The sequence below is a fragment of the Amycolatopsis sp. CA-128772 genome (assembly GCF_002904295.1).
Taxonomy (GTDB): Bacteria; Actinomycetota; Actinomycetes; order Mycobacteriales; family Pseudonocardiaceae; genus Amycolatopsis.
Map to the genome: position 1 here is coordinate 53,572 of NZ_PPHG01000084.1, position 12,376 is coordinate 65,947.

10 protein-coding genes and 1 pseudogene are annotated in these 12,376 nt (G+C 70.2%); 4 read left to right on the forward strand and 7 right to left on the reverse strand.

Annotated features, from left to right (window positions below):
- Window positions 1-18: 18 nt before the first annotated feature.
- The gene (locus C2L59_RS36300) at window positions 19-945 is read right to left on the reverse strand and encodes an aldo/keto reductase (protein WP_103354056.1); all 927 of its coding nucleotides are present in this window, start codon (window positions 943-945) and stop codon (window positions 19-21) included.
- 72 nt (window positions 946-1,017) lie between these two features.
- Between C2L59_RS36300 and C2L59_RS36305 the strand changes: the two genes are divergently transcribed.
- Both C2L59_RS36305 and fbaA read left to right on the forward strand, forming a co-directional pair.
- A complete protein-coding gene (locus tag C2L59_RS36305) occupies window positions 1,018-1,839 on the forward strand; it encodes an LLM class F420-dependent oxidoreductase (protein WP_103354057.1) in 822 nt (273 codons plus the stop codon).
- Between the two features lie 151 nt (window positions 1,840-1,990).
- Window positions 1,991-3,022 (forward strand): class II fructose-bisphosphate aldolase, encoded by a 1,032-nt coding sequence (gene fbaA, locus C2L59_RS36310; RefSeq protein WP_103354058.1) that lies wholly within the window; start codon window positions 1,991-1,993, stop codon window positions 3,020-3,022.
- A gap of 61 nt (window positions 3,023-3,083) precedes the next feature.
- On the opposite strand, the gene C2L59_RS36315 is transcribed toward fbaA, so the two are convergent.
- Complete coding sequence (locus C2L59_RS36315; RefSeq protein ID WP_146060480.1) at window positions 3,084-4,130, reverse strand: HIRAN domain-containing protein; 1,047 nt, start codon at window positions 4,128-4,130, stop codon at window positions 3,084-3,086.
- Window positions 4,131-4,248: 118 nt separating this feature from the next.
- On the reverse strand, window positions 4,249-5,430 hold the full coding sequence (locus tag C2L59_RS36320; RefSeq protein ID WP_199199430.1) for a hypothetical protein: 1,182 nt from the start codon (window positions 5,428-5,430) through the stop codon (window positions 4,249-4,251).
- Window positions 5,431-5,716: 286 nt separating this feature from the next.
- Here C2L59_RS36320 and C2L59_RS36325 point away from each other — a divergent pair, with 286 nt between their 5' ends.
- Complete coding sequence (locus C2L59_RS36325) at window positions 5,717-6,127, forward strand: DUF3151 domain-containing protein (RefSeq protein ID WP_103354087.1); 411 nt, start codon at window positions 5,717-5,719, stop codon at window positions 6,125-6,127.
- Between the two features lie 42 nt (window positions 6,128-6,169).
- Here the strand turns inward: C2L59_RS36325 and C2L59_RS36330 are convergent, their stop codons facing one another.
- Window positions 6,170-7,384 carry an alpha/beta fold hydrolase gene (locus C2L59_RS36330; protein WP_103354061.1) on the reverse strand — a complete coding sequence of 405 codons (1,215 nt, stop codon included), beginning with the start codon at window positions 7,382-7,384 and terminating at the stop codon, window positions 6,170-6,172.
- 89 nt (window positions 7,385-7,473) lie between these two features.
- On the opposite strand from C2L59_RS36330, the gene C2L59_RS36335 reads away from it, so the two are divergent.
- A complete protein-coding gene (locus C2L59_RS36335; RefSeq protein WP_103354062.1) occupies window positions 7,474-8,118 on the forward strand; it encodes a TetR/AcrR family transcriptional regulator in 645 nt (214 codons plus the stop codon).
- A 104-nt stretch (window positions 8,119-8,222) separates the two neighbouring features.
- Here C2L59_RS36335 and C2L59_RS36340 read toward each other — a convergent pair whose 3' ends face one another.
- The 3 genes and pseudogenes from C2L59_RS36340 to C2L59_RS36350 all read right to left on the reverse strand — a co-directional run bounded on the left by C2L59_RS36340 (window position 8,223) and on the right by C2L59_RS36350 (window position 12,222).
- On the reverse strand, window positions 8,223-9,386 hold the full coding sequence (locus tag C2L59_RS36340; protein ID WP_103354063.1) for a GGDEF domain-containing protein: 1,164 nt from the start codon (window positions 9,384-9,386) through the stop codon (window positions 8,223-8,225).
- Between the two features lie 322 nt (window positions 9,387-9,708).
- Window positions 9,709-10,971 (reverse strand): MFS transporter, encoded by a 1,263-nt coding sequence (locus tag C2L59_RS36345; RefSeq protein WP_103354064.1) that lies wholly within the window; start codon window positions 10,969-10,971, stop codon window positions 9,709-9,711.
- Window positions 10,972-11,281: 310 nt separating this feature from the next.
- A pseudogene (locus C2L59_RS36350) lies at window positions 11,282-12,222 on the reverse strand (LLM class flavin-dependent oxidoreductase).
- Window positions 12,223-12,376 lie beyond the last annotated feature (154 nt).

Consider the following 12,376-nt stretch of genomic DNA (forward strand, 5'->3'; position numbering starts at 1 on the left):
CAACTTACCCGCAGTAAGCTACTCAGAAGTAGCGTCACTTTCACGTGAAAGTGACGCTACTTCTTCCGGAGTCAGCTCCAGGGAGACGGAGGCGGTCAGGTCGGCGAGCTGCTCGGGCGTCCGGGCGCTGGCGATCGGCGCGGCGACCGTCGGCTGCTGCCGCAGCCAGGCGAGCGCCACCGTGGCGACCGAAACGCCGTGCGCCTGCGCGGTTTCGTCCAGCGCGGCGAGCACGCGCTCGCCGTCGTTGTCCAAATAGGACGCGGCGCGGGCGGCACGCGGGCTGTCGCCGAGTTCGTCCTTCGTGCGGTACTTGCCGGTCAGGAACCCCTTCGCGAGGGCGAAGTACGGGAGGGTCGCGAGGCCCTCGCGGGCGACGATCGGGGCGAGGTCGCGCTCGTAGTCCCGCTCGACGAGGTTGTAGTGCGGCTGCAGCACGGCGTACCGCGCGAACCCGTTCTCGTCCGAAATGGACAGTGCTTCGGCGAGCCGCTCGGCGGTGTGGTTGGACGCGCCGAGGTAGCGGACCTTGCCCGCGCGGACCAGGGTGTCGAACGCGCCCAGCGTCTCTTCGAGCGGGGTGTCCCGGTCGTCGATGTGGGCGTAGTAGAGGTCGATGTGGTCGGTCCCCAGGCGCCGCAGCGAGTCCTCGGCCGCCGCCTCGATGTTCTTCGCCGACAGCCCCGGCCGGCTCTGCCAGCCGCCGACCTTGGTCGCCACGACGAAGTCGTCCCGCCGGCCGCGCGCGGCCAGCCAGCTGCCGAGGATCTCCTCGGAACGACCGCCGCCGCCGTAGAGGTCGGCGGTGTCCACGAAGTTGCCGCCGGCCGCGGCGTAGGCGTCGAGCACGGCGTGCGACTGCGGCTCGTCGGCCGTCCAGCCGAAGACGTTGGCGCCGAGGTTGAGGCCGTAGACGTCGAGGTCGGTGTTGCCCAGCTTGGTCATGCTCCCGACGTTAGTCTTCCCGTGTCGTGGCACCCGGGAGGAAAACCGGTACTTCGTGTGTTGAGGTGTTCTATGGCTATCGAACTCGGCAAGCTTGGTATCTGGCGGCCCTACTCGGCCGTCGACGCGCAGTTCGCGGCGGAGGCGGAGAAGCTCGGCTACGGCGCGATCTGGCTCGGGGCGTCCCCGAGCGGGGACCTCGCCTACGTGGACGACCTCCTCGCGGCGACGGACCGCTTGGTCATCGCGACCGGCATCGTGAACATCTGGCAGGACGAGCCCGCGGACATCGCCCGCGTGTACGAACGGATCGTGGCCAAGTACCCGGACCGCTTCCTGCTCGGCGTCGGCGCGGGCCACCCCGAGGCGTCCAAGGAGTACAAGAAGCCGTACGCGGCCCTGGTCGACTACCTCGACGGCCTGGACGCGGCGGGCGTCCCGGTGGCCGGCCGCGCCCTGGCGGCGCTCGGCCCGAAGGTCCTCCAGCTGGCCGGCGACCGGACGGCGGGCGCGCACCCGTACCTGACCACGCCGGAGCACACGCGGGGAGCTCGCGAGATCCTGGGCGATGGCAAGCTGCTGGCCCCGGAGCAGAAGGTGGTCCTCGGCACCGATGCCGCCGAGGCCCGCGCGATCGGCCGCAAGACCGTGAAGTTCTACCTGGGGCTGTCGAACTACGTCGCCAACCTGCGCAAACTCGGCTTCACGGACGAGGACGTCGAAGGCGAGGGCAGCGACCGCCTGGTCGACGCACTGGCCCTGCACGGCGACGCGGGCACGATCGCGACGGGCGTCCGTGCCCACCTGGAAGCGGGTGCCGACCACGTGAACATCCAGGTGCTGAACGAGGACCCGTGGCCGGCGTACCGCGCGCTGGCGTCCGAGCTGCTGTGACGTCCGTCCGGCCGCCGGCGCGCCCGGCGGCCGGACGCCTCCTTCTGAACCGATCCGACGTGCGGGAAAGTTTCTGTGCGGGGACCGGTGTGCGGCGGCGGCACACCTCGTACGATGCGGTCGGACCACCCTGTGCCAAGGAGGAGTAACGATGCCCATCGCCACCCCCGAGGTCTACGCGGAGATGCTCGACCGGGCCAAGGCGAACGAGTTCGCCTACCCGGCCATCAACGTGACCTCGTCCGAGACCGTGAACGCCGCCATCCGCGGGTTCGCCGAGGCGGAGAGCGACGGCATCATCCAGTTCTCCACCGGCGGTGCGGAGTTCGCGTCCGGCCAGAAGGTCAAGGACATGGTCGTCGGCGCGACCGCGCTGGCGGAGTTCGCGCAGGTCGTGGCGGCGCACTACGACGTCAACGTCGCGCTGCACACCGACCACTGCCCGAAGGACAAGCTGGACGGGTTCGTCCGCCCGCTGATCGAGATCTCGGCCGAGCGCGTCAAGAACGGCCAGAACCCGCTGTTCCAGTCCCACATGTGGGACGGCTCGGCGATCGACCTCGACGAGAACCTCGAGATCGCGGCGGAGCTGCTGGCCAAGACGGCGGCGGCGAAGATCATCCTCGAGGTCGAGATCGGCGTCGTCGGCGGCGAGGAAGACGGCGTCGAGGCGGAGATCAACGAGAAGCTGTACACCGCCGAAGGCGACTTCCTGAAGACGATCGACGCGCTGGGCGCGGGCGACCGCGGCCGCTACCTGCTGGCGGCGACGTTCGGCAACGTCCACGGCGTGTACAAGCCGGGCAACGTGAAGCTCCGCCCGGACGTCCTGAAGGGCGGCCAGGAGGCGGCGGCGAAGAAGCTGGGCCTGTCCGAGGGCTCGAAGCCGTTCGAACTGGTCTTCCACGGCGGCTCGGGCTCGCTTCCGGAGGAGATCCGCGAGGCGGTGTCGTACGGCGTGGTGAAGATGAACGTCGACACGGACACGCAGTACGCGTTCACCCGCCCGATCGTGGACCACTTCTTCAAGAACTACGACGGCGTCCTGAAGATCGACGGCGAGGTCGGCAACAAGAAGGTCTACGACCCCCGCTCGTACCTGAAGGCCGCGGAGGCAGGCATGGCGGCCCGGGTCGTCGAGGCGTGCCAGGCGCTGGGCTCGGCGGGCACGAAGCTCAAGTAGTCACGCGCGAAGGGGCGGCACTTTCACGTGGAAGTGCCGCCCCCTTCGTCGGGTTCGGGCCTTAACTCTTGCTACGGGGAACGCGTTCGGGGTCGCGTGGCATTCGCAGCTCGACCTCGACTCCCTTCGCGGTCCGCGTCGTGTACGCCTCACAGGTGACGGTGAGATCCTTCTTCAGGAGGTCTTCGACGAGCTCGCCGTAACGCTGCGTCATCGCATGGGTCAGCTGGCCCACCGGCCTGCCGCCGAGACGGACTTCGATGGCTCGTTGCCCTTCGTGCTTTCCGCTTCGGATCGAGCAGAAACCCAACGACGCGACGACCTCCCGGAAGTCCTGCTTTCCCTTCGGGGCGAAGGCACGGAGAGCATCTTGGTGTTCTTCTTCCTTGGTCACCGTGCACGACCAGTCGTTCTGCAGCAGGACCTCGCTGCCCGTCGTTTCGGCGATGATCAAGCTTTCGGGGTTGCTTCGCGCGCGCAGTTCGTGCGGTCGCACGACGTGAAGGTAGATCCCGTAGTGCTTTTCCCCGCCGCCGGTGATCCGTGCGGGGCAGGTTCCGAGGGCTCCTTCGGCCTTCAGCTTGAGCAGTTCGGGCTGGTAGTCCTCCGCCCAGCTGCTGGACAGGTAGCCGACCTTCAACGACCGGTTCCCGACCAGTACGTCGACTCGGACCGCGTGTTCGTCCCAGGGGTTCTCCGGCTCCGGGACCAGCACGGCGACCGCGGCGAGGTGGTCGTCGAAGGTCGTACCGCTCGCCTTGCCGCCGGCGACCAGCCTGAGCGCTTCCTGGTAGTAGCTCTCGCCGACGACGTTGAGCCGACCGTCGTCGGGCAGGGGAACGAGGCGGAGGCGCACCTCGCTGAACCGCGGTGGCTGCGAACCGCTGTATTCGTCCTCGAGCTCTGCCGGGTCAGCCCTCGTGCCAGTCGTGCGGAGCGGACGACTGACAGCAGGCGGCAGGAGTGGTGCCCGCCGCTCGGCAGCGGGAACGCCCACCCGCGTCTGCTCCGCGACCCCGATCGCCGGACCGGGCTGCGATCCGCCGGCCGGCTGGAGGCCGGGACTTTGCCGGCGAAGAGCCTTACTTCTCCGCGAGAACGGCCACATGGCAGCTTCCTTCGATGTAGGCGCAGTGGATCATTCGCACACCGAAGTCGCCGTGGGGTAGACCGTTGTTACGTAGAGCAATATTCGCGTCGGAAGAGTGATGCGAAGCAGAGATGGTTCAGACCGTTTCGGGCACCACGCGCCGCGCCGGCCACCGGCGGGCAGCCGGGCCGGCCGCCGCCCACAGCACGAACACCCCGCCCAGCACCACCAAAGCCGTCCAGTACGCCACCGGTGGCGCCGACTCCGTGTGCGCGTCGCCCAGAACCCACGGCCGGAACTGCGACTGCACCCACAGCGCGCCGTAGCCGAACGCCGTCACCAGGAGCGCCCCTGCGCCCGCTCGAAGGACGCCCGAGCTCATTGCGAACGCCAGGTCCACCGCCAGGCCCACGAACAGCAGGTAGAACGGCACCGTCGACACCGGGAACCCCAGCCCGAGCAGCAGCGGCCACATCACCGAGCGGTAAGCGACGTAGGCCAGCGCCACGAACGAAGCCGACCACCGGCGGCCCAGGGTCTGCCGGGCCATGGCCAGGATCAGCGCCGACACCCCGATGCCCCACAGCGGGTACACCCACTCCGGGATCGGCATCGTGAAGTGCAGCACCGCCGTCCGGTCGACCGGGTGGCCGATCTGGTTGGCCGCGAAGTCCAGCAGGGACTTCTCCGCCTCCGGCTCGCCGCGCTCCCAGGCACGCAGGCCCAGGATGCCGTACTCCTGCTGGCCGTTCGGGAAGAACGTGTTCTCCAGGAAGAACGCCCACAGCCCGAGCAGCACGCCCGTCCGGAAGCGGCCGGGCGGGGACAGCCGGAGCCAGCCCAGCAGCACGCCCGCCTGCATGATGCCGGTGCCCAGGTAGAGCATCATGTGGGACGGGCTCCACGCGGTCAGGTCCAGGCCGTTGACGCGGTGGTTGATCACGTCCAGCGGGGCCGCCACCAGGAACGTCAGCAGGCCGATCTGCATCAGCCGCAGCGACGTCTTGTCGGCGCCGAGACCCGTGTAGCTGTGGATCGCCACCAGCACCACGATGATCACCGTGCCGACGGTGTTGATCAGGTGCGGGGGTGCCAGGTCGTCGCGCAGCCACATGAAGTGCCACGACATGTCCCACGACGAGCCCAGCAGCTTGAACGCGAACGCCGCCAGCCACATCCCGTAGCAGAAGCGGAGCACCCAGTCCGGGGTCGGCTGCCCGGGGGCGCCGCGGTGCCAGTGCCGCGTGAAGAACAGCCGCGTCTTGCCAATCGGACTGCGCGGGATCACGTCCACCGGGACGTCGACTGCCTTGGCCATGCCGGACATCATGGCCGGTCATGGTCACGAGTGGGCCAAGACCGTGGCAAAGCACGCGAAAATCGGGGTTCCCCCTGCCTTCTTCCCCACCACCACCCTCAACGGAGGCGCTTCGCGCCCGGGTTCACCCCTACGGGTGGCGGACTTGCAATCGGCGGCGACGGCTTGGCATGGTGTCGCGCCATGATGCCGAAACGAGTTGTCGCGGGCGTGCTCGTCGCCGCCCTGCTGCTGGCCGGAGCCGGGGTGCTGGGGAGCCTCTTCCTGTAGAGGCACAATGGGCGGCATGACGCACAACCTGCTCGGCCCCGAGCCGACGCTGCTGCCCGAGCACACCGCCGCCCAGGCCGCGCTCGACGCCGGGACCGACCCGGCCACCGTCGCCGCCGAACACCCGGACTACAGCGAGGCGTGGGCCTCGCTGGCCGAGAACGCCTTCGACGCGGGTGAGACCGTCGCCGCGTACGCCTACGCCCGGACCGGCTACCACCGGGGCCTCGACCAGCTGCGCCGCGCGGGCTGGAAGGGCTTCGGCCCGGTGCCCTGGTCGCACCGCCCCAACCAGGGCTTCCTCCGCGCCCTCGCCGTCCTGGGCAAGGCCGCCGGCAAGATCGGCGAGACCGAGGAGTACGACCGCTGCCGGACCTTCCTCGCCGACTCCGACCCCGCCGCCGCGGAAGCCACCGGCCTGAAGTGACGCCGCAGGCCCGGGACCGCCCGGTCCCGGGCCCGCCGCCGGTCAGAACCAGCCGCAGTTGACCGGCGCCGGGAGGCCGGCGAAGCGCCCCTCGAGCCAGGCGAACGCCTCCGGGTACGCCCGCACCGCGCCGAGCACGTGCGTCGGCACCAGCGACGTGCTGAACTGCACCTTCACGCCCTTGCCGCACCACGTCCGGCCCAGGTCGCGGTCCTGCGCGTAGGGCACGATGTCGTCGAGTGCGCTGTGCACGATCAGCACCGGCGCCGACGGCTTCAGCGAGCCGATCTTCTGCTCGGCCACCCGCGACCGGTACGGCTCTTCGCCGAGATACGCGGTCAGCGAGCGGCCGTCGTTGGTCAGCGTCGCCGACTGCGTGAACGCGTGCGCGGCGATCGCTTCCACCGTGCACTCGGTCCGGACCCGCTCGAACAGCTGCTTGCCGCGCGCGTTGAGCAGCGCCGGGATGTTGAGCTCCGGGTACGCGTAGTTCAGGCTGACCAGCGCGAACCCGAGGAACCCGACCGCGTAGTGGCCGTCGAGGTTCTTCGCCACCGAAGCGAGGTCCGCCGGCACCGCCCCGGCGTACGCGCCCTTCAGCTTCAGCTCGGGCGCGTAGCCCGGCTGCAGTTCCGCCGCCGCGGCCGACGCGCCGCCGCCCTGGGAGTAGCCCGCGATCGCGACCGGGCCGTCGTCCGGCAGGCCCGCCTCCGGCAGCCGCTGCGCCGCGCGGATCGCGTCGAGCACCGCGTGCCCCTGCGACGCGCGGTTGACGTACGTGTGGTCCCCGGGCGTGCCGAGCCCTTCGTAGTCGGTGACGACGACGCCGTAACCCCGCGTCAGCAGCCCGGCGATGAACGGGCCTTCGTACTCGAAGCCCGCGGCAAGCGCTTTCGACGGCGCGCAGTCGTCGCCCTCACCCTGCGTGCCGACGGCGTAAGAGACGATCGGCCGCGGCCCGGAGCCGTGCCAAGCCGCGTGCGGGGTCAGCACGGTGCCGGTCACCGCGATCGGCGCGTCGTGCGTGTCGCGGCTGAGGTACATGATCCGCTGCACGTCGGCGTCGGCCTTGATCAGCTGGATCGGATCGATGTAGAACGTCGACGTCTCGTGCCGGATGACGTCGCCGTCGCTGCCGGCGGGGAGGGGGGACGGGGGATCGTAGAAGGACGCGGCCGAGGCGCCGGGAGCCGCCAGGGCCAGAACGGCGACCGTGGCGACGGCCGCGGAGAGGGCGCGGCGGGGCAAGATACGCATGCGTGCTCCTCGTTGAGCAGGGCGGGTGCGCGGGGGAACACCTTTTTAGACAGAGGTGTCGGAAAAAGAATCACGTGAGGTGGACCACCATGTCAAGCCCGGCTCCGCGCGGGCGGCCGCGCAAGCTCCCGGTTTCCGAGCAGCGCGCCCGCGTGCTGCGGGCGACGGCGAAGGTCGTCGCGCAGCACGGGATGCAGGGCGCGACGATCGAGCAGATCGCCCGCGAAGCCGGCGTCTCGCGCCAAGCCGTCTACGAACAGTTCGGCGACCGCGCGACGCTGTTCGCCGAGGTCGTGGCGGTCACCGAGGAAAGCGCGTTCACCGCCATCGCGGGGCCTTCGGTGGCCGACACGCAGCCCGGTCTGCGGGCCTGGGCGCGGGCCAACTACGCCAACATGGTCACCTTCGTCGCCGATCACCCGGAGGGCTACGGCGTACTCCGGGCGGCCGAGCGCGCCGGCGACCCCGCTCTCACCCGGTTGAGGGAGCGCTTGGCCGTCGTCTACGCCGACGCGAGCCGCAAGCGGTGGGCGGCGCACGGCATCGACTCCGGCCGGGCCGACCGCGCGCTCGTCACCCTCTTCTTCGCGATGACCGAGTCACTGGTCCAGGCCACCTGGGACGGCGAGCCGCCGGACCAGGAGGCCCTGATCGACCTGCTCACCGAATTCACCGTCGGCGGCGTCGCCCGCCTCCAGACCAAGGCGAGCGACGTCATCGAACGGTTGCGGTAGGGGAGCTGTGTCGATCGAATAGCAATCCGACCACAGCCACGGCCGAATGGCTTCGCGGCCACGGTTGCGTTCCGCGCGGGGGCGGCCTGCTTTCGGCCGGATTGCTAAGCCGCGGCCAAAGCCGCCGCGGCGGACCCCACCACCCTGTTCCGCCCGCCGTGTTTGGCCGCGTACACGGCCGCGTCGGCGGACGCCATCACTTCCTCGATCGACGACCCGTCCAGCGGGTAGGCGGCGACGCCGATGGACGCCGTCTGCCGTTCGATGTCCACGGCGGCGCCCGCGTTGGTCGTGGTGCTGATGATCAGCTCGCTGACCCGTTGCCGGATCCGTTCCGCCGTCACGATGGCGTCCTCTTTGGACGTCGAAGGCAGCAGCGCGACGAACTCCTCGCCCCCGAACCGGCCGACCAGGTCGTGCGCCCTGGTCTCCTGCCTGACCACGGCCGCGACCGCCTTGAGCACGTCGTCCCCCGCGAGGTGCCCGTAGGTGTCGTTGATCCGCTTGAAGTGGTCGAGGTCGATCATCATGGCGCCGAAGCTGCCGTTCTCGCGTTCGGCGCGCGAGATCTCGCGCTGGGCGCCGTCCTGCCAGGTGGTGGCGTTGAGCAGCTGCGTCTTCTGGTCCGTGGTGGCCAGCTCCTCCAGCCGCTTGACCAGCACCGACCGCTGCAGCACGTACAGCGGCAGGATGACCAGCACCGACAGCAGCGGCTCGTGGCCGAGCACCATCACCAGCAGGCCGCCGACGCACAGGGTGGACAGTTCGAGCAGGTTGTCGTCCATGCCGCCCAGGCAGCTTTCGACCGTCGCCTCGGCCGGGTTGGCGAGGTAGAGGCCGAGTCCGGTGAGGGCCGCGTTGACCACGAAGTACACCAGCACCGCGATCGAGACGGTGACGACGCTGAGCTCCGGCGAGTACAGCGTGACCAGGCCGGCCGAGCACGCCGACAGCGTCGCGCTGGTGGCGTTCGCGGCGACCCGGTGCGGCTGGCCCGGGCGGGTGCCCGACCAGCTGCGCAGGGCCAGGCCGACGTACAGCGTCACCCCGAGCAAGGTGACCAGCTGCGTCGGCAGGAGCAGCGCGGCGGGCAGCAGCCACACCGACGTCATGTTCATGTGCGGGCCGTCGCTGAGGATGCGGCGCTGGCGCTCGATCCGGCGGCTGACCTCGGTTTGGGCCAGTGCGAGGGCTCCCAGCAAGCCCAGGATGCCCAGGTGCTTCAACGTGACCGGGGTGGTGACCGTGGCGACGGCCGTCCAGCCCACCAGTACTGCGATCGCCGCGAGCGTGACAGCGATCCAGCGGGGCGGCCGCCGCCACAGCGCCCAGCCCGCAACACCAGAAATCACGCCTTGTCCAGACCGCTCCCCCAATGTGACCATTTTTCCCCCAAACCCTTGCGCTCGGTGGTGGTGATGAACCACTCACGGACAGTTTCAGCCCGTTTGCCGTCTGTCCACAAGGGCCTTAGGTGTGTACATTTTCCGGGACGCCGGATCGAAGGGTGGCCAGCGATGCGTTCCAGAGATCAGTAAGCCGGAGCCGCGCCGCAAGGTCGCGATGACGAAGCCAGCGTGTCGAGCGTGTTCAGGCGTGTTCGGCGCGCTGGGTCTCAAAGTCATGCCCGCCTCCGCCGGCCTTTGAAATCCGCGCGCGCCGCCACGCCAGGGCGAGCGGCACGGTAAGTATCAATCCGGCAACGCCGAAGATTCCGACGGTCGTCTGCGCGCCGAAGTAGTCCGTCAGGACGCCGCCGATGAGCGGGCTCACGCCGAGCATCGTCGTCAGCCCGGTGTTGGACAGCCCCATCGTCTGCGCGCGGTTCTCGTCCGGGACCGCCAGCGTCAGCGACGCCGTCGCCTGCAGCAGGGCCACCGCGCCGAACGCCCCGGACAGCACGAACAGGACGATCGACACCCACGGGCCCGGTTGCGCGAAACCGACCAGCATGGGGACCCCGCACAGCGCCGACAGCGGCGCGATCAGCTTCGGCCGCGCGTCGGCCGGCACCCACCGCGTGAAGACGAACGTGCCGATCACGCTGCCCACCGGGTCGGCCGCGAGCAGCAGGCCGACGAGCTCGGGGCCGCCGCCCGCCGAGGCGACATACGGCGCCGCGATCCCTTCGTAGACCGGCAGCAGGCCCATCAGCCAGGTGAACAGCACCAACGTGCGCAGCGCGGGGCTGGCGAACGCCACCCGGCCGCCGGCGCCGATGGTGGCGAAGAACGACTTCCGCGTCTCCGGCTTCGCGGCGGCCGGCCGGGCGTGCACCCCGAACCGGACGAAGGCCGCGGACAGCAGGAACGTGGCCGCGTCGAGGACCAGCGCCACGTGCGGGTCGAGGGCCAGCAGCAGCGCGCCGCCGCCGGCGAAGCCGAGCAGCTGCGCCGACTGGACGGTCATCGTCCGCACGCCCATCCCGACGACGAACCGGTCGCCCTCCAGGACCTGCGGCAGCAGCGCGAGCTGGGCGGCCTTGAACGGCGGGTTCAGCAGCGAGACGCCGCCGACGAGCACGCAGACCACCCAGAACGGCAGGTTCGGCACGGCGACGAGCAGGATCAGCCCGGCGCGGAGCAGGTCGACGGCGACCATCACGGTGCGTCGCGAGAACCGGTCGGCGAGCCCGGTCAGGAAGATGCCGCCGAGCAGCGACGGGGCGAAGGTCAGCGCGTAGGTGAGGCCCGTCAGCGTGGCGGAACCGGTGGTGGTGAACACCAGGATCGAGAGCGCGACCCTCGCCAGCTGGTCACCGGCGATCGACCACAGTTCCGCGAACCAGAGCGCCCGGAACTCGGCGATCCCGAACACCTCGCGGAACGTGACCCGGTCCGGCGGTGCTGCCATGCGTTTCTCCGACTCCGTGTGCAGACCGTGCCCCGCCTCGGACCAGTCGTCTTCTTGACCGGCTGGTCACCAGGCCGTCACGGTACGTGAGTTCCCCCAGCCAGTGTCCCGTGACAGTGGGTAAATCTCTAGGTTCTTTCGCTGGTATTGAAGGTGTCACGGAGCTTTCCCGAACGGGTCAGACGATAGCCCGCAGTGTCTGACCGGTCGCCCAGGAGTCACCGGGGATCATTCCGTACCGTTTGGGCGGTCGCCAGAGGCAAAAGTAGCCACCTCGCGTTCGCGAGGTGGCTACCGGGAGGCGCGGGGGTCAGCCGTCGACGGCCAGGGCGTCCGCCGCCGGGGTCCGGGCGGTCTCCGCGACGCGTCCGGCGTCGCGCTTGGCGACCTCCTCGCGGACGATCGGGATGACGTACCGGCCGAAGTCGATCGTGTCGCCGAGCATGTCGTAGCCGCGGGCGGACAGGATCTCGACGCCGAGGTCGTAGTAGTCCAGCAGGGCCTGCGCGACCGTCTCCGGCCTCCCGACCAGCGCGTTCGAGTTGCCGGCGCCGCCGGTCGCGGCCGCGGTCGGCGTCCAGAGCGCGCGGTCGAACCGCTCGCCGTTCGCCGCGATCTCCAGCAGCCGCTGCGAGCCGGTGTTCTCGGGCTCGGTGAGCTTGTGCCGCCGGGTCAGCGGCTGCCCGCCCTCGGTGCGGTCCTTGATGGCGCCGACCGTGGCGTACGCCTTCTCCCAGGCCAGCTCCTCGGTGGGCGCGATGATCGGCCGGAACGCGACCTGGATCCGCGGCACGTCGGTGCGGCCCGCGGCCCGCGCGGCGGCCTTGACCGACTCGATCTGCTCGGCGGTCTGCGCCAGCGGCTCGCCCCAGAGGCAGTAGATGTCCGCCTCGGCCCCGCCGGCGGCGTAGGCGGCGGGTGAGGAGCCCCGGTGATGAAGTGCACCGTGAGCCGGCCGTCGGAGATCCGGTCGAGCGTCGCGAAGGTTTTCGCCGCGAACGTCGGGTACGAGACGTTCGGCCGGTGCGCGAGCAGGATCTGCAGCTTGTCGAGCTTCGTGGCGACGTACGCGGCCGCCTGCGCGGGATCGGGCGAGCCGGAGCCGTAGGCGAACAGCACCCGGTCCCACCCGAAGTCCTCGTGCGCGCGGGCCAGGCGCAGCGTTTACTCCTTGTCGAACACCCCACCCGAACGGGCGTGCGTCTCCGACCCGTCGTGCGTGCCCCCGATGCCCAGGAACTCCACCGGCATTCCGTTCACCTTCTCTCGCCTCGGTACTGCCAGGGCTACGCCTGGCGTGCCGTGGGCGGCAACGGGGTCCGCAGGGTGGAACCGGCGCCGGAGCCGCGGGCGGCCCGGGTGGGTTCCGCTCTGTGGGAAGCGCCTCCGGGCGCGAAAGCCCGGC